The following is a 23,552-nucleotide window of genomic DNA, read 5'->3' as shown; positions in this document are numbered from 1 at the left end:
TACCGTCGTCCGGCGGTTACGCCGCCGGGAATGATCAAAAAATGCCCAGCACGACGCACGCGATCGTCATCACGATCGAGGCGCCGAACAGCAGCGGAAACGTGAATTTCTGGTGCTCGGCCAGCTCGATGCCGCACAGGCCGACGACGAGGAACGTCGCGGGCGTCAGCGGGCTGACCGGAAAACCGGTCGTCATCTGGCCGAGCAGCGCGGCCTGCCCGACCTGCACGGCCGGCACGCCGAGCTGGCCGGCCACCTCCGCGATCACGGGCAGCACGCCGAAGTAAAACGAATCGGGATCGAACAGCATGCTGAGCGGCATCGACGCGAGGCCGAGCACCACCGGGATGTGGCCGGCCATCGACGGCGGCACGAAGCCGACCGCCGCCTGCGCCATCGCCTTCAGCATCCCGCTGCCCTGCATGATCCCGGTGAACACGCCGGCCGCGAGCAGGATGCCGGCCATCATCAGTGCGGCGCGCGCATGCGCGTCGATCCGCTTCCTCTGCATGTCGACGTCCGGGTAATTCACCATCAGCGCGATGCACAGCCCGACCATGAACATGATCGCGGGCGGAATCTTCTCGCCCATCACGACCATCGTGCCGAGCACCACGAACGTCAGCACGAGGTTGAACCAGAACAGGTGCGGCCGGCGCAGCGCCTGCTCGTCGGGCGTCAGCTCGCGCTTCGGCAGCGGAATGGACGCAGCGTCGCGCGACAGGCCGAGCCGCTTCTCCTCGCGCCGCCCGAGCCAGTACGCGACGCCGAACACGAACACGAGCCCGATCGCCTGCACCGGAATCAGCGGGTTGAACAGCGCCGACACCGGCAGGTGCAGCGACGCCGACGCGCGGATCATCGGCCCCGTCCACGGCAGGAAGTTGATGCCCGCGGCCATCGACACCGCGGCGGCCAGCACGCGCCGGTCCATCTTCAGCCGGTCGTACAGCGGCAGCACGGCCGGAATCGTCACGAGAAAACAGACGGCGCCCGAGCCGTCGAGATGGATCAGCAGCGCGAGCAGCGTCGTGCCCATCACGATGCGCGTCGGCCGCGTGCCGACCGCGCGCAGGATGCGGTCGATGATCGGGTCGAGCGTGCCGGCATCGGTGATCGTGCCGAAATACAGGATCGCGAATACGAACATCCCGACGACGGGCGCGAGGCCCTTCAGCCCGTCGATGACGAACTTGCTGGTGTGCAGCCCGAAGCCGCCGATCAGCGACGCGGCGATCGGCACGATGATCAGCGCGACGAGCGGTGACATCCGCTTCGACAGAATCGCGGCCAGCAGCACGACGATCGTGCCAAGCCCGAGTAACGGCAGCATCCGTGTCTCCTACCTTGTCTTTTGTTGGAGACGAGCGTAAGGTCGGCGCAGCGATAGCACAATTGAAATGATTTGATCGCAGCAATCACGAACTGTTATGGATCTGAATCTTCGCGACATCCGCGCGTTCGTCACCGTCGCGCACGCCGGCAACTTCACGCGTGCGGCCGCGCGCCTGCACCTGTCGCAGCCGGCGCTGACCGTGCAGATCCGCCGGCTCGAGGAAATCGTCGGCGCGCGGCTGTTCGACCGCAATAGCCGCAGCGTCGCGCTCACGCAGACGGGACGCGAGCTGCTGCCGCTGCTGCAGCGCTCGCTCGACGACATGGAACGCGTGCTGCGCGATGCGCGCGCGCTCGGCGAAGGCACGAGCGGCACGGTGCGGCTCGCGTGTCTGCCGACCTTCGCGTCCAGCGTGCTGCCGGAGCTGATCCAGTCGTTCCGGCGCGACGTGCCGCGCGCGGGCTTCGAGATCCGCGACGGCGTCGCGAGCCTCGTCACCGCACTCGTGCGCAACGAGGAGGCCGATCTCGGGCTGACGGGCGGCGATGCGTTCGATGCATCGCTGGAGGTGCTGTACACGGGCGCCGACCGGCTCGTCGCCGTATGCCCGAAAGACCATCCGCTCGCGCGCAAGCGCCGCGTGACCACCGCCGACGTCGCCAGCGTGCCGCTCGTGCTGACCGCGCAGGGCACGAGCGTGCGCAGTGTCGTCGATGCCGCGCTGGAAGCGGCCGGCTGCACGCCCGACATCGCGTGCGAACCGACCTACATGATGACGGCCGTCGCAATGGTGCGCGGTGGCCTCGGCGTGACGATCCTGCCCGCGACCGCGCGCGAGGTGCGCGCCGAGCCCGAGCTGGTCGCGAAGCCGATCGACGATCCCGCGTTCGTGCGGCCGATCGCGCTCGTCACGAAGCGCGGCCGCACGCTGCCGCGCGTCGCGCAGGCGTTCGCGGAAGCAATGCTGGCGGAATTGAAAAAGCGCGCGTGAGCCGCGCGCCCGGAGCGGAACGGGAAGATCGCGTGACGCTTACGGCGCGTCCGGATCGACGTGCAGCGATTCGCCGATCGCATAGAAATTGCCGCCCGCGATGTAGTGCAGGCTGCGCAGCGCGGGATCGGCCGATTCGAAATACCAGTGGCCATCGCGGAACACGCGCGTGTCGGACCACGCACCGACCACTTCGCCGATGAACAGGTCGTAGGTCTGCTGGTTGTGCGGTTCGGGGATCAGCTTGCACGCGAGCCAGCCCGAGCATCCGGCGACGAACGGCAGGTCGTGGCCGTCGACGTCGAACAGCGTGACGCCCGCTTCACGCAGCTTGTCGGGCCGTTCCGCGAGACTGTGGCTGCCGACCGCGTGCGTGAGCTGCAGCTGCGCGGCCGTCGGCACCTGGATCACGAAGGTGCCGCTGCGCTCGACGAGCTCGCGCGTCTTCGCGGACTTGTCGAGCACGACCGTCAGCTTCGGCGGCAGGAAATCCAGCGCGCACGCCCAGGCCGCGGCCATCACGTTGTCGACGCCGTCGTGGCGGGCCGACACGAGCACGGTCGGCCCGTGGTTGAGGAGACGGTAGGCTTTCTTCAGCTCCACCGGAGCGATGTGACTGTCCATACGGGTTCCTTGGAGAACGGCGCGCACGGACGGAAGCCGTGCGGCGCGGCACCGGCCGGCGCGCGTGCGCGCGGCCCGGCCGAAGGCCGCATTCTCGCACCCAATTTCAATCGGCGCTGACGGCCCCGCGCGTCACTTCGCGAACAGCTGGCCGATGTCGCGGAATGCCTTGAACTCGAGCGCATTGCCGCACGGATCGAACAGGAACATCGTCGCCTGTTCGCCGACCTGGCCCTGGAACCGCACATACGGCTCGATCACGAACGTCACGCCGAACGACCGCAGCCGCTCGGCCAGCGCTTCCCAGCTCGCCCAGTCGAGCACGATCCCGAAGTGCGGCACCGGCACGTCGTGACCGTCGACGGCATTCGTATGCGCGCCTTCCTGCGACGCGGTCTTCGGATGCTCATGGATCACGAGCTGGTGCCCGTAGAAGTCGAAGTCGACCCATTGCGCGCTCGAACGCCCCTCTTCCAGCCCGAACACACGGCCGTAGAAATCGCGCGCGGCCGGCAGATCGTAGACCGGAATCGCCAGGTGAAACGGGGAAAGACTCATGGTTGCCTCGTGAAAAAACACGCGCATGGCGCGCGGATCGCACCATGGTAGACAACGCCACGCAAAAATTAAATCAATATATAGTTTTGCAATTCACAAACGGAATTGATCAATGATCCGCGAGCTGAAAACCCTCGTCGCCGTCGCCCGGGAAGGCACGTTCGCCGCGGCCGGCAACCGTATCGGGCTGACGCAGGCCGCCGTGAGCGCGCAGATGCAGCGCCTCGAAGCCGAACTCGGCTTCGCGCTGTTCGACCGGCAAGGCCGGTCGGCCCGTCTCAACGAGATGGGCCATCACGTGCTCGACCAGGCGCAGGCGCTGATCGGCCTGTACGAGAACCTGAGCTCGACCGCGCCCGGCTCGCCGGCCGCCGTGCGCGTGACGATCGGCGCGATCGCGTCGGTGCAGAGCGCGCTGCTGCCGGCCGCGCTGGCCGATTTCCATCGCCGCCATCCCGGCTGCCGGACGCGCGTGATACCGGGGCTGTCGATCGAGCTGGTCAACCGGGTCGACGCGGGCGAGATCGACATGGCCGCGATCATCCGGCCGCCGTTTTCGCTGCAGAGCGACCTGCACTGGACGACGCTCGCGCAGGAACCGTTCCGGCTGATCGTGCCGCGCGGCGTGAAGGGCAAGGACTGGGCCGAGCTGCTCGCGACCGAGCCGTTCGTCCGCTACGACCGCGCATCGTTCGGCGGCCGCCAGGTCGATCGTTTCCTGCGGAAGATGCACATCGCGGTGCGCGATACCTGCGAACTCGACGAACTCGACGCGATCGTCAAGCTGGTCGAGAACGGCGTCGGCATCGCGATCGTGCCGCAGACCGCCGTGTATCGCCGCTGGCCGGCCGGCGTGCGCGCGCTCGACCTCGGGCACCACACGTTTCACCGCGACATCGGGCTCGTGCATCGCGCGCGGCGCACGATGTCGGAACCGGCGCAGATGCTGGCCCGGTTGATCGAGGCCGCGTCGCAACGAAGCGCGCCACCGCAAGCAACCTGAGTCGCACGCCCGGCGACGCGGATGCCCTAGCCGATCAGCGCCGCCCGGCCGCCCAGTCGACGGCCGCATCGAACAGCGCGACGCCGGCCGGCGACAGGTTCACGAACGTGTAGTTGTCGAGGAAGAACATCACGCGGCGCGCCGGCGCGAGCGCTTCGTAGTCCATCGTCGCGCCCTTCTCGTACGCGAAGATCGCGGCCTTGTCGGGCTGGCCGTACACGGTCGCGATCGTGATCGCGCCGAGCCCCGGCTTGCCCCAGCTCATCGGCGCCTGCTTGCCGTACACGTTCGTCGCGCCGGCCGGCAGCCCGGCCGAGATCGGATGCGGCGCATTGACGAGCCACAGATAGCGCTCCTTGCCCGTTTCGCCGAAGTCGACGTCGTGACGCTTGCCCGTCATCGCAAGATCGTCGAGCAGGTCGTTTTCCCACGTCACGAGCGGCTTGTCGAGCGTGCGCCAGCCGGGCCGCACGTTCTTCGACGACACCGTCGACGAGATCACGACCAGGTCGGCATCGCGCGCCGCGTCGGGGCTGGCCGACTCGTCGATCAGGCGCACCGCGTAACCACGCTCGCCGAGATGCTGGACGATGCGTTCGTCGACCTTCAGGTTCGGGCCGCGCAGTTGCACGAGCATCGCGACGCGCGTGACGGCCTGCGGCGCATCGGCTGCAAGCGCGGTGGCGGGAACCCCCGCGCCCAGGCCCAGTGCGAGCACCGAGCCCGCGATCGCGCGCAACACGCGGCGCCGCGCGCCGGCGGCCATGGCGCGCACGGCGCCGGTCTTCATCTTCCGGTTCATCTGGAGCTTCTCCGAAGCCGCGCGCCGTTGGATCGGCCACGCGGCGATTGCGTGGTCAGAACTGCAGCGTGGTCAGCAGCGACACCTGTCGCGCATCGCCGATCGCGACGAAGTAGCGGTTCGCGCTCGACGGGTAATACGTGCGGTTGAACAGGTTCTTCACGTTGAGCTGGAACGACAGCTTCTGCTTGCCGATCCGCGTGTCGTAGGTGGCGAACGCGTCGGCGAGCACGTACGACGGCAGCGTGAAGCTGTTCGCCGAATCGCCGGGCCGCGCGCCGACATAGCGCGCCGCCGCGCCGATGCGCAGGTCGTCGCCGCCGACCAGCGTGCCGACGTCGTAGACGGCCGCGAGCGACGCCGTGTGCCGCGCGACGTTCCACAGCTGGTTGCCCGCGTACAGCGGATCCTCGGTCGTCTTCGCATCGATGTACGCATAACTCGCGATCACGTTCACGCGTTCGCCGATCTTGCCCGACAGGTCGAGCTCGACGCCGCGCGAGCGCGCCTTGCCCGACGTGCGCCAGTCGGTCAGCTTCGTCGCGTCGTTGTACTGCGACACGAGCACGTTCTTCTTGTCGATGTTGAACAGCGCGAGCGTGCCCGTCATCCCGCCCGGCAGGTCGAGCTTGCCGCCCACCTCCCACGCGGTCGCTTCCTCGGGCGGCGTCGCACCGTCGATGATGTAGCCCGTCATCGGCGCGATCGACGACGACGGCTTCAGCGATTGCGAATAGCTGCCGTACAGCGAGAACGACTCGGTCCACTTGTAGACGACGCCCGCACGCGGCAGCCACTTCGAGCCGCTGAGATCGGTGTTCGCCTTGAACGGCCGGCCGCGCCCCGCGACCTGGTTGTACGTGATGTAGCGCAAGCCGCCCGACACGATCCACTTGTCGGTCAGGTGGATCGTGTCCTGGACGAACGCCGACGCATCGTGCAGCGTGTCGGTCTGGTCGCTGTCGCTCGCGGACACGGTACTCGACGGCGGCAGCAGCCCGTACACCGGATCGAGATAGCTGAACGGCGTCTTCACGGCCTGTCGCAGCATGTCCTTGCGGTAGATGCGGCGGTACTCGCTGTCGAAGCCGATCTGCACGTCGTGGCGCATCCCCGCGAGCGTCAGCTTGCCGTTCACGTAGCCGATCCCGTAGCTGTCGGTGCTGAGCGAACCGTGCGTCGCATCGTTGCTGCGCGACAGCGTGCCCTTCACCGGATCGACGCCCGTCGTGCGCAACTGGTTCGCGTCGTAGGTCTCGCGGTTGTAGCTGTAGCCGAGATGCGCACTCCAGTCCGCATTGAACTGGTGATCGACGCTCAGCTGCGCGAGATGCGATTCGCCGTCCATGTTGTTGAACGGCTCATCGAGTCGCCGCCGCGCAGGAATGTCGAGCGGCGCATTGGTGCGCGGGTCGAGCGCGGTGCCGCGATCGAACGGCGAATGGAATTGGCGGTACTCATAGGACACCACGACTTGCGTATCGCGGCCGTACCACGCGAGCGACGGCGCGACGAAGGTCTGGCGGTTTTCACCGAAGTTGCGCCAGTACTGCTCGTTCGACTGGTCGACGATCAGCCGGTACGCGAGCCGCGAATCGCCGACCGGCCCCGTCGTGTCGAACGTCGCGCTGCCGCCGTTCTTGCCGTGCCCGAACGTCGACGCGCCGAGCGAAATCGCGTTGTAGCGCGTGAGCTGCGGCTGCTTGCTGACCACGTTGACGACGCCGCCCGGATCCATCAGCCCGTACAGCAGCGACGTCGGCCCCTTGAGCACCTCGACGCTGTCGACCGCCGCGTTGAACGAACGCCCCTGCACGATCGGCATGCCGTTGTGCATGATCGAGCCGTCGCGGTTGCCGCCGAAACCGCGTTTCATGATCGTGTCCTGCGTACCCGCGAGCGTGTTGCCCTGCGTGATGCCGCTCACGTTGCCGAGCGCGTCGTCGAGATTGCGCGGACGCTGGTCGCGCAGCACTTGCGCGGGCACGATGTTGACGGCCTGCGCGGTGTCGAGCAGCGGGATGTCCGAGCGCAGCACACCCGCTTCCTTCGGCGGCCGGTAGCTTTCGGCACGCAGCGCGGTGCTGCGCACGTTGATCGCCGGCAGTTCGGCGGCCGCCGCCGCGCCGGTCGCCGCAGGCTGCGCGGCCGAGCCGTTCGTGCGCATCAGCGTGTAGCCGCCGCCCGGCTGGCGCAGCGCGACGAGCCCGGTGCCCGCCAGCACGCGATCCAGCGCGCCGTCGATGTCGAACCGTCCGTGCACGCCGCCGCTCGTCAGGCCGGCCGTCAGCTCGGCCGGGAACGCGAGCAGGATGCCCGCATCGCGCCCGAACCGGTTCAGCGTCGCTTCGAGCGGGCCGGCCGGAATGTCGAACGCGCGACGCGACGCGCGCTGCGCGGCGGGCGCCGCATCGGCGTCGGTGTCGGCCAGCGCGGGCAGCGGCAGCAGCGCCGACAGCAGGACGGCGCCGGCCAGCCGGCGCGCAAGGCGGCCCGGCGCGGCGAGCGCGGCCGGGCGCGATGCGCGCGGCAGATGACGAGCGGGCGCCGGACGGCGCCGATACGTGAGACGGATGGAAACCATGATCGGGGAGTCGGTGGACGATGGGCCGGTGCTGCTTTCACTACCCATGTCACGCGAACATCGAGAAACAGCTCAGGTCGGAGAAAAAAATTTTCGACGCGCTCATGAACGGGCCGGCACGACCGTCGCCCAGTAGCGCGTCAGGTAGTCGACGTCGATCGGCAGCGTCGCCTTCAGCGTGTCGAGCACGCGCGCGGGATCGTCGAGCGGATAGGTGCCCGACACGCGCAGGTCGGCCACGGCCGCATCGCAGCGCAGGCTGCCGCGGCGATAACGATCGAGCTCGGCGACGAGGTCGGCCAGCCGCATCCGCGATGCGACGAGCATGCCGCCCGTCCACGCGGACGCATACGGATCGAGCGGCGCCGACGCGCCGATCACGTCGCGCGTGAACGACGCGCCCTCACCGGCCGCGATCACGCGTGTGCCGGCCGCCGCATCGGCCGGCTGCACGCGCACGGCGCCGGCGAACACCTCGACGCGCGTCGCGCCGTCGCGCTGCCACACCGCGAAGCGTGTGCCGAGCGGTCGCAGCTCGCCTTGCGCGGTCGCGACGACGAGCGGCCGCGCGGGCACGCGATCGTCGTGGCCGCTCGTCACCATGATCGTGCCGCGCAGCAGGCGCAGGCGGCGCGCCGTGCCGTCGAAGCGCACGTCGAGCGCCGTGTCGGTATCGAGCACGACGACCGTGCGATCCGCGAGCGTCACCGTGCGCCGCTCGCCGACCGCCGTACGCAGGTCGGCCGGCCAGATCGCCGCGCGCCGCACCGGATCGGCCATCCACGCGGCGCCGCCCGCGAACAGCAGCACGCCCAGCGTCTTCACGGCCGCGCGGCGGCGGCCCGCACGCGGCGGCAGCAGCGCCGCGTGCGCGGCCTGCGTGTCGAGCCCGGCCGTCAGCCGGCCGAACCGGCCCTGCATCGCTTCGATATGACGCCAGGCCGCGTCGTGCGCCGGATCCTCGGCACGCCAGCGCGCGAGCGCGGCGGCGAACGCGTCGTCCGTGCGGCCGGCCTGCCGGTCGACCCACCATTCGACCGCGCGACGCGCGACCTGCGGCGGCACCGCCGGCGCTCCCGGGGCGGCCATCGGTCAGGCCGCCATCGCGAAGAAGCACTGCGTGCCGGCCTTCACGAGATAGCGCTTCACCGTCGCGAGCGACACGCCGAGTTCGCGCGCGATCTCGGCCTGCGTGAGTCCGTCGAGCTGCGCGAGCAGGAACGCGCGCTTCGCCGCGAGCGGCAACCCGTCAAGCAGCCGGTCGATTTCGAGCAGCGTCTCGAACACGACGGCCCGCTCTTCCGGCGACGGCGCAACCGCTTCCGGGCGTTGCGCGAGCACGTCGAGATACGCGCGCTCGATCTGCTCGCGCCGCCAGTGGTTGCTCAGCACGCGCTGCGCGACCGTGGTCAGGAACGCGCGCGGCTCGTCGGCGCCGATCGGCTCGTCGCGCGCGAGCAGGCGCATGAACGTGTCGTGCGCCAGATCGGCCGCGCGATGCGCGCAACCGAGCTTGCGGCTCAGCCAGCCGCGCAGCCACGCGTGGTGGCCGACATAGAGGGCGTCGATTTCTCGATGGAGAGACAGCTTGTCAGCGGACATGGCCGGGTTCCGGGATGCGCAGGCGTCGGCAATTTTGTAAATGAGAATGATTATTATATACAAAAGCGGACCGGCGGCCGGGGTTTCGGTGCACGGCGGCCACGGTCGGTCACGCAGACGACGCACCGGAACCGCGATGCATGACGAAGCCGCCATGACTTCGCGGGGCCCGGACGGCGCGCCGCGCGGCCGCTCGAAACCGCGCTTGTCGACCCGGCGGTTTCGGCCGCTCTTTTTATCGCCTTTATCGGTCCGATCGCAAAATTACCGGGCGATTTCCGTCCTGTTCCATTCACCGCCGCTTTCCCGGTGCAACTGACGCGATGCGTCAGTTTTCCGAACACCTCACTGCATCGACATACGCGCGGAATGCCGGCCATTTTTACCGACCAAGCTTCACGGCAACCGGTGATCCGGCGCGATAAAAATGCATGGCTAACTGATGGGCAAATGCAAAGGAAAGTTTGACGCGAGCCATTTGTCTGCTCGCTATGGCAAACTTCGCGTCTCGCGTAATTTCCTTGCACCGGGCGCCCGGATTCCGCCCCATCCTGCCATGCCGCGTCATACCACCCGTTCGATCAGCCGCGAAACGCTGAAAGTCGCCTCGACGATTGCCATGTCGTGCGCGCTGCACGGCGTCGCGCGGGCCGATTGCCTCGACGACGCGGCCGCGTTTCAGCACGTGAGCGTCGCGCTGATGCGCGGTATCGCGCAGGTCGAATCGGGGATGAATCCGAATGCCGTCAACACCAATACGAACGGCACGGTCGACATCGGCCTGATGCAGATCAACAGCACGTGGCTGCCGACGCTCGCGCGCGAAGGCATCACGCAGCAGAGCCTGTTCGATCCGTGCACGAACGCGTATGTCGGCGCGTGGATCCTGTCGCAGAACATCCGCCAGCTCGGTCCCAACTGGAACGCGATCGGCGCGTACAACTCCGCGTCGCCCGACAAGCGCCTCGCGTATGCGCGCAAGGTCTATGATGCAATCCGGACCATGCCGGATTCGCCGGATACTCCCATGCCTATCCTTCCCCCCTCCTTTACGCCGCCGCAGCAGCAACAGGCGTACAACCCGTTCGCGAGCCTGAGCGTGTCCGCGCCGCCGGTCACGCGGGCGCGCACGATCTCGCCGGCCGCACCGCCGCCTCCGCCGCCGCAGGGCGGACCCGCCGGCCCGGCCGGCACGTACAACTTCGGATGGACGGTCACGGGTGCGGACCAGGCGAAGCCGACCCAGGTGTTCGACGACGGTGCGCGCATCTACGTGCAGTTCAGCGACATGAAGCACGTGCCGGCGATCTTCACCGAGACGTCGGCCGGGCGCGTGCTGATGTCGTGGGAGCTGCAGTTTCCGTATGCCGTTGTGACGCGTCCCGCGCAAACGTTAATCTTCCAGCTCGGGCCGTTCGAGGCGCGCGCGCAGCGTGGCGCGGCCGGGGCTGCAGGGATGACCGCGCAGCGTCCGGGAACGGCAGGCTCGCCGACGGCTGCGGCCGCTGCGTCGAAGAAGTCCGCCGATGCGGGGACGAATACCGCGGCCAATACGCCCGCCAATGCGGCCGCAAAACGCACGTCGTCGACCGATGCGCTCTGGTATCTGAACACGCCGTCGACGTACGGATCGGGATCGAATGCGGCATCGCCGTCGACAGCAAATATTCCCGCCACGCTGCCGACCGCCGTCACGTCGAACACGCCGCCCGCCGCGCCGGTTCCGGCGCCTGCGGCTCAGCCTTCGCGCGTCAGCACGGATGCGCTGTGGTACATCTCGAAGTAACGCGCACGCGATCGCACGCATTGCGCGGCGATCATTTCTCCACGGTCGGCGGCAACTCGGGGGCGTTCATAGCGCCCACTCCAGTTCGGCCGTGTCGTTCTTCCTGAAATACATGCGCAGATAACACGACGTCGACGACTCCGGCTGCGGAATCGTCGTGTCGCTCGATCACCCGCGCCGCACCCAGATCACCTTGCCGTCGCGAATGCCGAGATTGCGGCGTTCCTCACGGTAATCCATCGTGCCGGGCAACGCCTTGCCGTCGCGCTCGAGCACGCGCCACAGGCAGCCGTCCAGTTGCGCCGCCGCATCGGCTTCGGTCTTGCCGACCAGCGCATCGTCCGGCCCCGCGTCTGCCTTGCATGCCTGCGACGCGCCCGCCTGCCCGCCATTCGCCGGTACGCTGCCCGCGTTCGTATTGCTCCCGTTCATGTCCGCACATCCCGCAAACGTTGCGCTCGCAACCAGTGCCATCATCATCGCGATCGTTTTCTTCATCGGTTTCTCCCTTTCGCGCCCGGCGGAGCATGTGCGGCGTTCCTGGCCGACCGGGCGTTGCATGCATGATCGGTGCCGCGCGTCGCTCGCCGTTTCCGGACGGATGCCGGCAAGCGAACCGCGGCCTCGCACGCGCCGGTCACGCCGATTCGGCGCGCCGGAGCCGCCTGCATGTTACCGCACGCTGCCCCGCGTGACGGCGCGTGCATGACGATCGCGCCCTTCCATGCATGCCACGACAACCCGCTCAGAACTTGTAGGTCACGCCCGCGATGCCGAAGTAGTTGCTGCGCGACTGGACAATCGGGCTGTCGCCGTAACGGCCGAGCAGCCGCGTGACGCCGCCGGTCGCGAGCACCGACCAGTGCTGCGACAGGGTCCAGTTCCACGCGACCGCCATCGATGCGCTGTCGATCCCGCCGCTCGTCGAATATGGCCGGAACCGGCTCGTCATCGACTGTGCATCGGTCACGCCGTAGAACGTCTGCGTATAGCGTCCCGAACCCGCATGCACGGTGCCCGTCACGACGATCTCGTGCTGTGAGGTCTTGAGCACCGGCACCGCGAGATCCATGTGCCCCGATACACCGCGCGACGTATGCGTCACCGGCGAGTCGATCGTGACGCTCAGTTCCGCCGCATTGAACAGCGTCACGCCCGCGCGCACGCCGACGAGCACCGAGCCCGGAATCCGGCCCATGCCCTTCAGGTAGTCGGAGCCCGGCAGGTCGAAGCGGTTCTCGTCCGCGCGGCCCGCGTCGTAGCTCACGGCCGCCGACACGAACGCGCCGTGCGGCAGATCCAGCCGGTAGCCGGCGCCCTGCGTGGTGTCGATGAAAAAGCCGTTGCCGAACTTGGCGGAAAACGACGGCGCGACCACGCCGCGATACTGATTGCTGCCCTGGTAGCGCGGCGCGAACCCGCCGCCGAGGGACAGCGAATACTGGTTTTCCGCGTGGGCGGCGGCGGCGAGGGTCAGGCCGGCGAGCGGCATGCAATAGCGGTAGCGGCGAAGTAATGGGCGCACAATATTGAGATAAGAGTGACGGAGCCCGCAGTCTAGGTGCCGCCCTGCGCCAAGACTGTCCAGAATCTGCGGAGAATCTGTGCTCAATTGTGTTCGATTGTCCGCGATTGTCGCCCTGCTCCCCCGGCCTCCGGTGCGCCGGATAGAATTCGCGTGCCGCGCCACACTCCGGTCTGCCGGGTACGAGATGGCGCGTGCGTCTCGAGGAGAATATGAACGAAGATCCGCTCAAATACCGTGTACTGCTGATCGAGGACGACGACCGGCTCGCGCAACTCGTTCGCGAGTACCTCGACGGTTATGAATTCGCGGTCACGGTCGTGCGGCGCGGCGACCTCGCCGTCGCGGCGGTGCGCGAGCACCAGCCGGCCCTCGTGATACTCGATCTGATGCTGCCGAACCTCGACGGGATGGAAGTCTGCCGGCGCATTCGCGCGTTCACCAACGTCCCCGTGCTGATCCTGACTGCGCGCCTGGACGTCTACGACCAGGTCGCGGGACTCGAGACCGGCGCCGACGACTACGTGACGAAGCCGATCGAGCCGCGCGTGCTCGTCGCACGCGCCCGCGCGCTGTTGCGCCGCGCGCAGCCGGCCGCCGCGGATGCGCCCGTTGCACCGCCCGAGGCGCTCGTATTCGGCGAACTGGTGATCTCGCCGCCGAACCGCACCGTCACGTGGCGCGGCGAGCCGGTCGACCTGAAGACCGCCGAATTCAACCTGCTGCTGATCCTCGCGCGCGCGGCCGGCACCGTGCTGAGCCGCGACGACATCCTGAAGCAATTGCGCGGCATCGAGTTCGACGGGCTCGACCGCTCGGTCGATTCCGGCATCTCGAAGCTGCGCCGCCGCTTCGAGGATGCTTCATCGGAGCCGCACAAGATCAAGACGATCTGGGGCCGCGGCTACCTGTTCAGCCCTTCCGCGTGGGACGAATAAATGCTGCGTCCGTTGATCAGGCTGTACCTCGTCGTGATCCTGTTCGTCATCGCGGCGATCATGTTCATCCAGCTGTCGTTCGACCGGATCTTCTACGAGCGCACCGCGCAGGCGCAGCGCGACTCGCTGACGACCTACGCGTTCGTGCTCAACGACTACCTCGAACGCCATCCGGGCGGGCAGCGCGAGCTCGCGCTGCGGGAGCTCGCGAAGCACGGCAACGAAGGGTTCGGTTTCATGTCGATGGCCGCCGCCCGCGCGCAACTGAGCGGCACGCCGCTGCGCGATCTCGATGCCGGCAAGATCGCGATCAGCTACAACAGCAAGGATTACTACATGCCGCTCGCGGACGGCACGGTGCTGCACGCGCGGCCGGTCGAGGCGTCCGATCTCGACATCAGGATCTATGCGTACCTGCTGCTCGCGATCAGCACGCTGTTCGCGGTGGTGCTGTGGATTCACTATCACTGGCGCGACCTGCGCAAGCTGCAGGACGCCGCACGCGCATTCGGCGCCGGCATGCTGTCAACACGCGTGAAGCTGTCGGGCAAGTCGAACATCGACGAGCTGTCGCAGCAGTTCAACGACATGGCCGAGCGCATCGAGGCGTCGATCAAGCAGCAGCGCGAAATGATGCACGGCATCTCGCATGAGCTGAAGACACCGCTCGCGCGGCTCGAATTCGGGCTCGCGCTACTCGCCGAGCCCGACGAATCGGCGCGGATGCGCGAACGCCGCGACGCGCTGCGGCGCGATGTGCGCGAACTCGACGAACTCGTCACCGAGCTGCTGACGATCGGCCGGCTCGAACAGGGTGCGAGCCAGCTCGCGCCGATGGAAGTCGTCGTCGATGCGCTGATCGACAGCGTCGCCGGCAACGTCGCGAACGACATCGCCGATCGCGGCGTCACGCTCGACGTGTCGACGCTCGGCGCGCCCGCGACCCACGTGTGCGATCCGAAGCTCGTCGCCCGCGCGTTGCTGAACCTGATCCGCAACAGCGCGCGTTACGCGCAGCGCACGGTGGTGCTGGCCGCGGTCACCGACCGGTCCGGCGCACTCGTGCTGAGCGTCGACGACGACGGCCCCGGCATTCCGGTCGCCGAACGCGCCCGCGTATTCGAACCGTTCCAGCGACTCGACTCGAGCCGCGACCGGCAGACCGGCGGATTCGGGCTCGGGCTCGCGATCGTGCGGCGCGTCGCGCAGGTGCACGGCGGCGACGTGCGGCTCGAGGATTCGCCGCTCGGTGGCGCACGCTTCGTGATCACGTTGCCCGCGCGCGCACTGCCGGATAGCCTCTTCGACGTGGCGGGCACCATCGCGCACACCGACGCGCTCGGCGACGGCACGCGCACGGCTACGCCGCCGCGATGACGCGCGCGGCGGGCCACCGCCCCGCCCTCGCCTGACGGCTTGCCGCCGGCCCATGCGCGCCGCTCAGCGGCGACGCAACAACGCGACGAAGAACAGGCTGCCGAACAGCGCGGTCACGATACCGATGGGCAGATCCTCAGGCGCCGCCAGCGTGCGGGCGGCGACGTCGGCCCACACGAGCAGGATCGCCCCCGTCAGCGCGGCGACCGGCAGCAGCCTGCCGTGCTCGGCGCCGACGACGCGCCGGCACAGATGCGGCGTCACGAGCCCGACGAAGCCGATCGCGCCGCTCACCGCGACCATCGCGCCCGTCGCGAACGACGCGACGACGAAGACCTCGCGCCGCATCCGCGCGCTCGGCACGCCGAGCCCGGCCGCGGCGGCATCGCCCGACATCAGTGCGTTCAGTTCGCGTCGGCGCGCGTACAGCGCGCCGCCCGCGAGCACCGCGCACACGGCCGGCACCGGCAGCAGATCCCAGCGCGCGAGCCCGACGCCGCCGAGCATCCAGAACAGCACCGACGACGCGGCGCGCTGGTCGCCGAGATACAGCAGCAGGTTGCCGAACGCGGCCATCATGAACGACACCGATACGCCCGCGAGCAGCAGCCGGTCCGATTCGAGCCGGCCGCGCCGGTAGGCGAGCGCGATGACGCACGCGGTTGCCGCGAGCGCGCCCGCGAATGCGGCGGCCGACAACGTGAACGGGCCGAACGCCGCGCCGGCCACCACCGTGACCGCGACGGCGCCGAGCATCGCACCCGCGCTCACACCGAGCAGGTGCGGATCGGCAAGGCGGTTCGCGGTCGCCGCCTGCAACGCGACGCCGACCGCCGCAAGCGTCGCGCCGACGATCGCGGCCAGCAACGCGCGCGGCATCCGGATCAGCCACACGATGCTGTCGTCGCCCGCGCCCGCCGCGAACGCGCCGGCGTCGCCAAACGCCGCTGCGATATGTGCGGCGACGATGCGTACCGCGACCGGCATCGCGATCGGCGCCGGACCGAACGCCGCCGACGCGACGATCGACACGATCAGCAGCACGACCAGCGCCGGCAGCACCACGCGCATGCCGAGCCGCGACGCCTGCACGCGCACGCTCATCGCGCCGGCCCGGCGAACGCGGCCGGATACAGCGCGCGGGCCAGCGTCTCGACAGCCGCGACATTCTCGGGCCCCGGCGTCGCCGCATCGTACGGAATCACGACGAAGCGCCGGTCGCGAATCGCGGCCACGCGCGCGAGCGCCGGCTGGCTCAGCAGGAACTGCTGCTTCTGCGCGGCCGTCACGGCCGAATAATCGACGATCACGATCGCCTGCGGATCGCGCTCGACCACGCTCTCCCAGCTCACCTGCGTCCAGCTGCGCGGCACGTCGTCCATCACGTTGCGCGCCCCTGCCGCCGCCAGCAACGCGGTCGGCATCGCGAGCCCGCCCGCCGTCATCGGCTTGTCGGTGCCGCTGTCGTAGACGAACACACGCAGCGGCTCGGGCCGCCCAACCGTGCGCGACACAGCCGCGAGACGCGCACGCATCGCGGCGACCACCTGCGCGGCACGCGCCTCGACGCCGAAGATCCGGCCGAGATTGTTCAGGTCGCGAAACACGTCGTCGAACGACGCGGGCGTCTGCTTCATCACGTGCGAGCACGATTCGGTCAGTTCGTACGTACGGATGCCGAACGGCGCGAGCGTCGCGGGCGTCACCGCGCCGCCGACATGCATCCCGTAGTTCCAGCCCGCCAGATAGAAATCGGCGCGCGCGGCAGCCAGTACTTCGAGCGACGGATACTGGCTCGCCAGTTCGGGCACGCCACGCAATGCGTCGCGCACGCGCGCGGTGCCCGTCTTCCAGCCGCCGATGCCCGTATAACCGACGAGCCGGTTTTTCAGGCCGAGCACGAGCATCATCTCGGTCAGGTTCACGTCGTTGCTCACCGCGCGCGTCGGCGCGCGCTCGAACGTCACGTTGCGATCGCAGCTGCGCACGGTGACGGGATAGGCACCCGCATGAACGGCGGCACAGCCGAGCACGGCAGCGGCGACAACCCGGCGGGATACGGCGGACAAGACAGGAAACGGCATGGCGGTCATTCCGGATGAAGCGGCGTGATGCGCGGCCGGCCCGTGACGGGATGGCGGTCGACGAGCGCGGCGACGCCGAACACGTCGCGCAGCAGCGCTTCGGTCAGCACGTCGTCCGGCGCGCCGGACGCGACGACCCGCCCGTGCGCGAGCACATGGAGCCGGTCGCAATACGCAGCCGCGAGATTGAGGTCGTGAATCGTCGCGAGCGTCGCGATGCCGAGGCGCCGCACACGCGCGAGCAGTTCGAGCTGGTGACGCAGGTCGAGATGATTGGTCGGTTCGTCGAGCAGCAGCAGCTCGGGTTGTTGCGCGAGCGCACGGGCCAGCAGCGCGCGCTGCTTCTCGCCGCCCGACAGCGACGCGACGCGTTGCGCGCGGCGCTCGGCAAGACCGACGTCGTGCAACGCGGATTCGACGATCCGGCGGTCGTCGGTCGACTCCGCATCGAACGGCCGCTGGTGCGGCGTGCGGCCCATGCCGACCAGTTCGTCGACCGTCAGCCCGAATTCGTCCGGCGTCTCCTGCTGCAGCACCGCGATGCGCTGCGCGACCGCGCGCGGCCGCATGCGCCACACGTCCTGCGCATCGAGCGCGACACTGCCCGCGTCGGGCCGCGCATAACGGAACACGCAGCGCAGCAGGCTCGTCTTGCCGCTGCCGTTCGGGCCGACCAGCCCGACGAACTCGCCTTCGGCGACGCTCAGCGTCACCGCATCGAGCACGGTGACCGCGCCGCCGGGAGACCAGCTCACGCGTTCGATTTCGAGCATGTGCGCCATGGGAGGTTCGCCGCGCCGCACTAGAAGCGCATCGTCGCGACGAGCTCCGCCGAGCGCGACGGACCGAGCAACCATTGCTCGCCGCCGTTCGACGTCGTCACCGCATACGTGCGATTCGCGAGATTGCGCAGATACAGCGCGAGCTCGGTGCGCGACGTCGGCTGCCAGCGCAGCGACGCATCGAACACCGTGTACGACGGCACCTGCAGGCGGTTCGCATCGTCGCCGTACGTCGCGCCGGCATAGCGCACGCCCGCATTCGCCTGCCAGCGCTCGGCGAACGCCCAGCCGAGCCACAGGTTCGCCGTCTGCTGCGGCACGTTGGACGGTACGTTGCCGGCGCGCGACACCGTGGCGCCGCCGACCGTCTGGTTGAACGCGTCGTAGCGCGCGCGCAGCAGCGCGACGTTCGCGTCGACCGTCCAGCCGTGCGGCAGCCGCGCGCCGCCCGTCAGCTCGACGCCGCGCGACGATTGCCTGCCGACCTGCTGGCGCAGCGCGGGATTGAACGGGTCGGTGCTGAGCAGGTTGCGCTTCGTGATGTCGTACACCGCGAACGTCCAGTACGCGCGGCCGTCGAGCAGCGTCTGCTTGACGCCGGCTTCCCACTGTTCGCCGGTCGCGAGCCGATAGTTCGCCTGCGACGCGGACAACGTCACGAGCGAGCCGAGGCCTTCCGCGCCCGTCGTGTACTGCGCATACGCGCTCAACGTCGGCGCGACTTCGAACACGAAACCCGTGCGCCAGCCGACGTTCGCGAAACGCTTGTCGAAGCCCGCGCCGGTCGCCGCCTGCTCGCGGTTGAACGCGATGTGGTCGTAACGCAGGCCGCTCACCCACGCGAGCCGCGGCAGCACTTCGAGCCGGTTCTCGGCGAACACCGCCGCCTGCCGCGCACGCGTGCTGAACTTCGGCAATGTCGGGTCGGGGCTCGCGAACACGCCGGGATCGAAACCATGCGCGGCGACCGTCGATTCGCCGCCGTACGGCGAATTGTTGGTACCGTCGAACGTGATCTGGCTGAATTCCGTGCCGACGACGAAGCGGTTCGCGCGTCCGAACAGCGTGCCGTCGAAACGCGCGCTCAGCCGGTCGCCGATCTGCCGCTGATGGTGGCCGATGTCGAGATAGTCGCCGCGCGTGACGCGCCCCGTCGCGGGGTCGAGCGCATACGATTCGGCGTTGCGCCAGTGGCGGTTCGACGTCAGGTAGTAGAGCTGGTTGTCGATCGTCACGCCGGGCGCGGGCCGGTAGCGGGCCGACAGGCGCGTCCACTGGTCGTAATACGCGATCGTCGCATCGCCGACGTTGTAGTTGAGCTTGCGCAGCGACGGGTCGAGCACGGCGTTCGGCGCCGGCACGCCATAGTAGGTCGCCGGCATCTGGCGGCCGTAGTCGTAGTCGAGCGTCAGCGTGAATTGCGGGCTCACGTCGAAGCGCAGCGCGCCGCCGACCGCCGTCGTATGCGTATCGGCCCGCTCGGCGAGACCGTTTGCGCGCGCATCGCTCGCGTAGAAGCGGTACGACAGCCGCGGGCCGAGCGCGCCCGTCGTATCGAACGCGACGCGCTTCGCGCCGTCGGGGCCGACGCCAACCTGCAGCGTCGTCTCGCGTGTGCGCTGCGGCCGCTTCGGCACCACGTTCACGACGCCGCCGATCGCCCCTTCGCCATACAGCACCGACGCCGGGCCGCGCAGCACCTCGATGCGCTCGACCGACCACGTATCGAACGGGAACGTGATCGTGCCGGCCGCCGGCATGAGCCGCACGCCGTCGAGCAGCGTCATCACCGATTCCTGCCCGCTGAAGCCGCGCACGCTCATCGCGGTGCCGCCGGTACCCGGCGCCATCGCGCTCGAGAACCCGGCCGTGCGCGTAACGGCGTCGAGCACCGTGCGATCGCCGCGCGCGTCGATCGTGTCGGCCGTGACCGTCTCGACGCTCGCGGGCGTGTCGAGGCTCGCCAGCCCGAGCCGCGAACCCGTTTCGAGCGGTTGCGTCAGCGGGTCGACCGGCGCGGATCGCGCGGAAACATTGATCGCCGGCAACGCGTGCCGGTCGTCCGGTGCGGGGGCTGCCGCTTCGGCGGCCAACGCGCCGGAGGTCGCCATCGCGCAGCCCAGCAAGGTCGTGCAGCCGCGTGCGCGCCAGGCGCCGGTGTTCCGGCGCGACGCGGCATGCTGCCGCTCCCCTCGCGCCGGTTTGTTTCTGGCTTTCGTCACTTCGTATCGATCTTCGGATGGTGTCGTCGCGCGCGGCCATGCCCGGCGGCCCGGGCGGCAGGCGACGAAAACATCGGATGATACAATATATCAACTTGATTCGTCAGGATTTTGTCAGCTTGCGTCGGCTCGCGCGATGTCGCAAAAGCGGAAAGCTGAACTGCACCCGCAGCGTGTCGCCCTGCAGCCGGTTGCGCACCGCGAACGCGGGCCGATCGCGACCGACTGCCCGCGCTCAGCGGCCGACTTCCTTCCACTTGCGCGCGAGTCCGAGGCGTTCGAAGCGCTCGATCAGAAACTCGGTGAATACGCGGATCTTCGCCGGCTGGTGACGGCGGCTTTGATACGCGATGTTGACGGTGAGCGTCGGCAGTTGCCAGTCGGTGAGCACCGGTACCAGCTTTCCCGCGACGATATCGTCGTGGATGATGTAGAGCGGCTGGATCAGGATGCCGAGCCCGGCGAGCGCCGCGGCGCGGATCACCTGTCCTTCGTTCGCATCGAGCACGCTCCTGATCGTGACCGACTGCTTCTTCGCACCGTGGCGGAAATGCAGCACGTACGGATCGTTGGCGAGGTTGTAGACCAGCAGCCGGTGGTCGCACAGCGCGTCGGGCGTCGCCGGCGCGCCCTGCTTTGCCAGATACCCGGGCGACGCGGCCAGCACGCGCCGCGTCTCGGCGAGCTTGCGCACGGTGATGCCCGAATCGGCCTCGTGCTCGCGCGTACGGATCGCCACGTCGATGCCGGCCTCGATGAAATCCGGGTAGCGGTTCGCGGCGACGATCTGCACGGTCAGGTTTGGGTAGCGGCGATGAAACTCCGGCAACGCCGGCGCGATATAGATCGACGCGAACGACACCGACGCGGTCACGCGCAGCGTGCCGGCCGGGTTGACGCTCGCCTCGTTGACCGCCGCGTCGGCTTCCGACAGCTCCGTCAGGATCGCGACGCAGCGCCGGTGATACTCGTGCCCGGCGTCGGTCAGCCACAAGCGGCGCGTGGTCCGCTCGACGAGCCGCGCCGCCAGGCGCTCCTCAAGCGCATTCAGGCAGCGGCTCGCCGCCGCGCTCGACATGCCGAGCCGCTCGGCGGCCTTCGACAGGCTGCCCAGCTCGGCCACCTGCACGAAAAATTCGATCTGCGTCCACTTGTCCATGCGTTCGATTCTTCCACCTGGCGGAGAACAAAACTCCTCCAAACCCTCTTTATTACGATCAAAGGAGGAATTAATGTTACGTCAATGCGTGATCGAACGACATCAGGAGACGACCCCATGCGCAATCTCAACGAAGACACCATCACGCAGGCCGTGATCGCGTCGCTGGGCGGCTGTCGCGACGAGCGGCTGCGCACGGTCATGACGAACCTCGTCCAGCACCTGCATGCGTTCGCACGGGAAACGAAGCTCACCGAAACCGAATGGCAGGCCGCGATCGGCTTCCTGACGGCGGTCGGGCACATCACCGACGACAAGCGGCAGGAGTTCATCCTGCTGTCCGACGTGCTCGGGCTGTCGACGCTCGTGACCGCGCAAAATCATGCGAAGCCGGCCGGCTGCACGGAGGCGACCGTATTCGGTCCGTTCTATGTCGAAGGCAGCCCCGAGTTCGGGATGTTCGACGACATCGCGAACGGCGCGTGCGGCGAGCCCTGCTTCGTGTCGGGCCGTGTGCGCGACATCCACGGCACGCCCGTCGCGCACGCCTCGCTGGAAGTCTGGCAAGCCGACGAGGACGGGCATTACGACGTGCAACAACCGGCCGACGACGGCTCGGTCACGCATCGCGCACGCGGGCGGCTGCGCACCGATGCCGACGGCCGCTACGCGTTCCGTTCGATCCTCGCCGAACCGTATCCGATTCCGCACGACGGCCCCGTCGGCGCGATGCTCGATGCGCTCGGCCGCCACCCGTGGCGCCCCGCGCACCTGCACTTCATGATCGAGGCGCCCGGCTTCGAAACGCTGATCACGCACGTGTTCCGCGACGGCGACCGCTACCTCGACTCCGATGCGGTATTCGGCGTGCGTTCGACGCTCGTCGCCGACTGGGTCCGGCACGCGCCCGGCACGGCGCCCGACGGATCGCACATGGACACGCCGTTCTACACGCTCGATTACGACTTCGTGCTGAATCGCGCGGAGCGCGCCGCATGATCCGGCACGTCGTGATGTGGAATGTCGCCGGCACGACCGGAGGTGAGCGCACCGCGCGCCATCACGCCGACTACGCAACGGAGTAACGAGAACATGAACTTCATCTACCAGGCGCGTCCCGCACGCGTCGTCTTCGGTGCCGGCAGCCTGCAGCATCTCGAACGCGAAGTGCTGGCGCTGGGCGCGCAGCGCGCGCTGGTGCTCTGCACGCCGGACCAGCGCGAACTCGCGCAACGCATCGTCGAGCGGCTCGGTGCACGCGCCGCCGGGCTGTACGACCGCGCGACGATGCACGTGCCGATCGAAATCGCCCGCGATGCGCAGGCGTTCGCCCGGTCATGCGACGCGGATTGCGCGATCGCGATCGGCGGCGGGTCGACGATCGGCCTCGGCAAGGCGATCGCGCTCGAAAGCAGCCTGCCGATCCTGGCGATACCGACCACCTACGCCGGCAGCGAAATGACGCCGATCTACGGCCTGACCGAAGGCGGCGTCAAGCGCACGGGGTCCGACGCACGCGTGCTGCCGAAGACGGTGATCTACGATCCCGAGCTCACCGTCACGCTGCCGGTCGAGCTGTCGGTGACGAGCGGCATCAATGCGATCGCGCACGCGGCGGAAGGCCTCTACGCGAACAACGCGAATCCGGTCATGAGCCTCGTCGCCGAGGAAGGCATTCGCGCGCTGGCGCGCGGCCTGCCCGGCGTGCGCCGCAACGCCGCCGATCTCACCGCACGCAGCGATGCGCTCTACGGCGCGTGGCTGTGCGGCATGGTCCTCGGCAACGTCGGCATGGCGCTGCACCACAAGCTCTGTCACACGCTCGGCGGCAGTTTCAATCTGCCGCACGCGCCGACCCATACGGTCGTGCTGCCGCATGCACTCGCGTACAACGCCGCGCATGCGCCGGACGCGATGCAGCGGATCGCCCGCGCAATCGGCACCAACGACGCGGCGCGCGGCATCTACGCGCTGGCGCTCGACAACGGCGCACCGGTCTCGTTGAAAGCGATCGGCATGCAGGAAGCCGACCTCGATCGCGCGGCCGATCTCGCGGCCGCCAATCCGTACTGGAACCCGCGCCCGATCGAACGCAACGGCCTGCGCGCGCTGCTGCAGGATGCATTCGACGGCAGCCTGCCCCGCTCGACCGTACGCTGAATCCGCGCGCGGCTGGCGC

At 68.7% G+C, this 23,552-nt stretch carries 21 protein-coding genes; 7 read left to right on the top strand and 14 right to left on the bottom strand.

Translation table 11 applies throughout. The features are described from left to right. Positions 1-34 precede the first annotated feature (34 nt). Entirely contained in the window at positions 35-1,333 is a 1,299-nt protein-coding gene (locus tag ACTRWB_RS35255; RefSeq protein WP_412022041.1) for a CitMHS family transporter, read from the bottom strand. A gap of 97 nt (positions 1,334-1,430) precedes the next feature. Between ACTRWB_RS35255 and ACTRWB_RS35250 the strand changes: the two genes are divergently transcribed. Beyond that, positions 1,431-2,327 (top strand): LysR family transcriptional regulator, encoded by an 897-nt coding sequence (locus ACTRWB_RS35250; protein WP_446904588.1) that lies wholly within the window; start codon positions 1,431-1,433, stop codon positions 2,325-2,327. Positions 2,328-2,366: 39 nt separating this feature from the next. Here the strand turns inward: ACTRWB_RS35250 and ACTRWB_RS35245 are convergent, their stop codons facing one another. Both ACTRWB_RS35245 and ACTRWB_RS35240 read right to left on the bottom strand, forming a co-directional pair. Beyond that, complete coding sequence (locus ACTRWB_RS35245; protein ID WP_193098146.1) at positions 2,367-2,951, bottom strand: flavin reductase family protein; 585 nt, start codon at positions 2,949-2,951, stop codon at positions 2,367-2,369. 132 nt (positions 2,952-3,083) lie between these two features. After that, positions 3,084-3,509: a VOC family protein gene (locus tag ACTRWB_RS35240; protein WP_021163061.1), complete on the bottom strand. Its 426-nt coding sequence runs from the start codon at positions 3,507-3,509 to the stop codon at positions 3,084-3,086. Between the two features lie 112 nt (positions 3,510-3,621). Here ACTRWB_RS35240 and ACTRWB_RS35235 point away from each other — a divergent pair, with 112 nt between their 5' ends. After that, positions 3,622-4,512 (top strand): LysR family transcriptional regulator, encoded by an 891-nt coding sequence (locus ACTRWB_RS35235; protein ID WP_446904587.1) that lies wholly within the window; start codon positions 3,622-3,624, stop codon positions 4,510-4,512. Between the two features lie 34 nt (positions 4,513-4,546). Here the strand turns inward: ACTRWB_RS35235 and ACTRWB_RS35230 are convergent, their stop codons facing one another. From ACTRWB_RS35230 to ACTRWB_RS35215, 4 genes are read right to left on the bottom strand one after another with little or no spacing between them, the layout of a single operon-like run. Continuing rightward, on the bottom strand, positions 4,547-5,314 hold the full coding sequence (locus tag ACTRWB_RS35230; RefSeq protein WP_446904586.1) for a hypothetical protein: 768 nt from the start codon (positions 5,312-5,314) through the stop codon (positions 4,547-4,549). Positions 5,315-5,369: 55 nt separating this feature from the next. After that, on the bottom strand, positions 5,370-7,946 hold the full coding sequence (locus ACTRWB_RS35225) for a TonB-dependent siderophore receptor (RefSeq protein ID WP_446904585.1): 2,577 nt from the start codon (positions 7,944-7,946) through the stop codon (positions 5,370-5,372). Between the two features lie 54 nt (positions 7,947-8,000). Continuing rightward, complete coding sequence (locus ACTRWB_RS35220; RefSeq protein ID WP_446904584.1) at positions 8,001-8,987, bottom strand: FecR domain-containing protein; 987 nt, start codon at positions 8,985-8,987, stop codon at positions 8,001-8,003. A gap of 3 nt (positions 8,988-8,990) precedes the next feature. Continuing rightward, positions 8,991-9,500: a sigma-70 family RNA polymerase sigma factor gene (locus tag ACTRWB_RS35215; RefSeq protein WP_446904583.1), complete on the bottom strand. Its 510-nt coding sequence runs from the start codon at positions 9,498-9,500 to the stop codon at positions 8,991-8,993. Positions 9,501-10,056: 556 nt separating this feature from the next. Here ACTRWB_RS35215 and ACTRWB_RS35210 point away from each other — a divergent pair. Further along, positions 10,057-11,286 carry a transglycosylase SLT domain-containing protein gene (locus tag ACTRWB_RS35210; protein ID WP_446904582.1) on the top strand — a complete coding sequence of 410 codons (1,230 nt, stop codon included), beginning with the start codon at positions 10,057-10,059 and terminating at the stop codon, positions 11,284-11,286. Positions 11,287-11,454: 168 nt separating this feature from the next. Here the strand turns inward: ACTRWB_RS35210 and ACTRWB_RS35205 are convergent, their stop codons facing one another. Both ACTRWB_RS35205 and ACTRWB_RS35200 read right to left on the bottom strand, forming a co-directional pair. Next, positions 11,455-11,784 (bottom strand): hypothetical protein, encoded by a 330-nt coding sequence (locus ACTRWB_RS35205; protein WP_446904581.1) that lies wholly within the window; start codon positions 11,782-11,784, stop codon positions 11,455-11,457. Positions 11,785-12,031: 247 nt separating this feature from the next. Further along, positions 12,032-12,778, bottom strand: coding sequence for a MipA/OmpV family protein (locus ACTRWB_RS35200; protein ID WP_193098138.1), 747 nt, complete (start codon positions 12,776-12,778; stop codon positions 12,032-12,034). A gap of 245 nt (positions 12,779-13,023) precedes the next feature. On the opposite strand from ACTRWB_RS35200, the gene ACTRWB_RS35195 reads away from it, so the two are divergent. Beyond that, positions 13,024-13,749 carry a response regulator gene (locus tag ACTRWB_RS35195; protein ID WP_048244247.1) on the top strand — a complete coding sequence of 242 codons (726 nt, stop codon included), beginning with the start codon at positions 13,024-13,026 and terminating at the stop codon, positions 13,747-13,749. Beyond that, a complete protein-coding gene (locus ACTRWB_RS35190) occupies positions 13,750-15,126 on the top strand; it encodes an ATP-binding protein (protein ID WP_446904580.1) in 1,377 nt (458 codons plus the stop codon). Between the two features lie 63 nt (positions 15,127-15,189). Here ACTRWB_RS35190 and ACTRWB_RS35185 read toward each other — a convergent pair whose 3' ends face one another. The 5 genes from ACTRWB_RS35185 to ACTRWB_RS35165 all read right to left on the bottom strand — a co-directional run bounded on the left by ACTRWB_RS35185 (position 15,190) and on the right by ACTRWB_RS35165 (position 21,373). Continuing rightward, positions 15,190-16,230 (bottom strand): FecCD family ABC transporter permease, encoded by a 1,041-nt coding sequence (locus tag ACTRWB_RS35185; RefSeq protein WP_446904579.1) that lies wholly within the window; start codon positions 16,228-16,230, stop codon positions 15,190-15,192. Then, positions 16,227-17,219 (bottom strand): ABC transporter substrate-binding protein, encoded by a 993-nt coding sequence (locus ACTRWB_RS35180; RefSeq protein WP_446904578.1) that lies wholly within the window; start codon positions 17,217-17,219, stop codon positions 16,227-16,229. The genes ACTRWB_RS35185 and ACTRWB_RS35180 overlap by 4 nt, the downstream gene beginning before the upstream one ends. Beyond that, positions 17,216-17,992 (bottom strand): ABC transporter ATP-binding protein, encoded by a 777-nt coding sequence (locus ACTRWB_RS35175; RefSeq protein ID WP_446904577.1) that lies wholly within the window; start codon positions 17,990-17,992, stop codon positions 17,216-17,218. The genes ACTRWB_RS35180 and ACTRWB_RS35175 overlap by 4 nt, the downstream gene beginning before the upstream one ends. Before the next feature lie 20 nt (positions 17,993-18,012). Beyond that, positions 18,013-20,103 carry a TonB-dependent receptor gene (locus ACTRWB_RS35170; protein ID WP_446904604.1) on the bottom strand — a complete coding sequence of 697 codons (2,091 nt, stop codon included), beginning with the start codon at positions 20,101-20,103 and terminating at the stop codon, positions 18,013-18,015. A 346-nt stretch (positions 20,104-20,449) separates the two neighbouring features. Then, positions 20,450-21,373, bottom strand: coding sequence for a LysR family transcriptional regulator (locus tag ACTRWB_RS35165; RefSeq protein ID WP_446904576.1), 924 nt, complete (start codon positions 21,371-21,373; stop codon positions 20,450-20,452). 117 nt (positions 21,374-21,490) lie between these two features. Here ACTRWB_RS35165 and ACTRWB_RS35160 point away from each other — a divergent pair, with 117 nt between their 5' ends. Continuing rightward, positions 21,491-22,372, top strand: a complete 882-nt coding sequence (locus ACTRWB_RS35160; RefSeq protein WP_446904575.1) for an intradiol ring-cleavage dioxygenase — start codon at positions 21,491-21,493, stop codon at positions 22,370-22,372. Positions 22,373-22,465: 93 nt separating this feature from the next. After that, positions 22,466-23,533, top strand: a complete 1,068-nt coding sequence (locus ACTRWB_RS35155; protein WP_446904574.1) for a maleylacetate reductase — start codon at positions 22,466-22,468, stop codon at positions 23,531-23,533. Positions 23,534-23,552 lie beyond the last annotated feature (19 nt).

This window comes from Burkholderia sp. YIM B11467, from assembly GCF_052952715.1.
Note: the sequence above shows the minus strand (reverse complement) of the source record. Positions and strands in the feature narration are given on the sequence as shown.

What these genes read in the sequence shown, in the direction of transcription:
- ACTRWB_RS35215 (WP_446904583.1), bottom strand. Translation starts at nt 9,500, where the DNA reads ATGTCCGCTGACAAGCTGTCTCTCCATCGAGAAATCGACGCCCTCTAT.
- ACTRWB_RS35210 (WP_446904582.1), top strand. Translation starts at nt 10,057, where the DNA reads ATGCCGCGTCATACCACCCGTTCGATCAGCCGCGAAACGCTGAAAGTC.
- ACTRWB_RS35155 (WP_446904574.1), top strand. Translation starts at nt 22,466, where the DNA reads ATGAACTTCATCTACCAGGCGCGTCCCGCACGCGTCGTCTTCGGTGCC.
- ACTRWB_RS35235 (WP_446904587.1), top strand. Translation starts at nt 3,622, where the DNA reads ATGATCCGCGAGCTGAAAACCCTCGTCGCCGTCGCCCGGGAAGGCACG.
- ACTRWB_RS35160 (WP_446904575.1), top strand. Translation starts at nt 21,491, where the DNA reads ATGCGCAATCTCAACGAAGACACCATCACGCAGGCCGTGATCGCGTCG.
- ACTRWB_RS35205 (WP_446904581.1), bottom strand. Translation starts at nt 11,784, where the DNA reads ATGAAGAAAACGATCGCGATGATGATGGCACTGGTTGCGAGCGCAACG.
- ACTRWB_RS35240 (WP_021163061.1), bottom strand. Translation starts at nt 3,509, where the DNA reads ATGAGTCTTTCCCCGTTTCACCTGGCGATTCCGGTCTACGATCTGCCG.
- ACTRWB_RS35165 (WP_446904576.1), bottom strand. Translation starts at nt 21,373, where the DNA reads ATGGACAAGTGGACGCAGATCGAATTTTTCGTGCAGGTGGCCGAGCTG.
- ACTRWB_RS35225 (WP_446904585.1), bottom strand. Translation starts at nt 7,946, where the DNA reads ATGGGTAGTGAAAGCAGCACCGGCCCATCGTCCACCGACTCCCCGATC.
- ACTRWB_RS35200 (WP_193098138.1), bottom strand. Translation starts at nt 12,778, where the DNA reads ATGCCGCTCGCCGGCCTGACCCTCGCCGCCGCCGCCCACGCGGAAAAC.
- ACTRWB_RS35180 (WP_446904578.1), bottom strand. Translation starts at nt 17,219, where the DNA reads ATGACCGCCATGCCGTTTCCTGTCTTGTCCGCCGTATCCCGCCGGGTT.
- ACTRWB_RS35190 (WP_446904580.1), top strand. Translation starts at nt 13,750, where the DNA reads ATGCTGCGTCCGTTGATCAGGCTGTACCTCGTCGTGATCCTGTTCGTC.
- ACTRWB_RS35250 (WP_446904588.1), top strand. Translation starts at nt 1,431, where the DNA reads ATGGATCTGAATCTTCGCGACATCCGCGCGTTCGTCACCGTCGCGCAC.
- ACTRWB_RS35230 (WP_446904586.1), bottom strand. Translation starts at nt 5,314, where the DNA reads ATGAACCGGAAGATGAAGACCGGCGCCGTGCGCGCCATGGCCGCCGGC.
- ACTRWB_RS35220 (WP_446904584.1), bottom strand. Translation starts at nt 8,987, where the DNA reads ATGGCCGCCCCGGGAGCGCCGGCGGTGCCGCCGCAGGTCGCGCGTCGC.
- ACTRWB_RS35195 (WP_048244247.1), top strand. Translation starts at nt 13,024, where the DNA reads ATGAACGAAGATCCGCTCAAATACCGTGTACTGCTGATCGAGGACGAC.
- ACTRWB_RS35185 (WP_446904579.1), bottom strand. Translation starts at nt 16,230, where the DNA reads ATGAGCGTGCGCGTGCAGGCGTCGCGGCTCGGCATGCGCGTGGTGCTG.
- ACTRWB_RS35245 (WP_193098146.1), bottom strand. Translation starts at nt 2,951, where the DNA reads ATGGACAGTCACATCGCTCCGGTGGAGCTGAAGAAAGCCTACCGTCTC.
- ACTRWB_RS35255 (WP_412022041.1), bottom strand. Translation starts at nt 1,333, where the DNA reads ATGCTGCCGTTACTCGGGCTTGGCACGATCGTCGTGCTGCTGGCCGCG.
- ACTRWB_RS35175 (WP_446904577.1), bottom strand. Translation starts at nt 17,992, where the DNA reads ATGGCGCACATGCTCGAAATCGAACGCGTGAGCTGGTCTCCCGGCGGC.
- ACTRWB_RS35170 (WP_446904604.1), bottom strand. Translation starts at nt 20,103, where the DNA reads ATGGCGACCTCCGGCGCGTTGGCCGCCGAAGCGGCAGCCCCCGCACCG.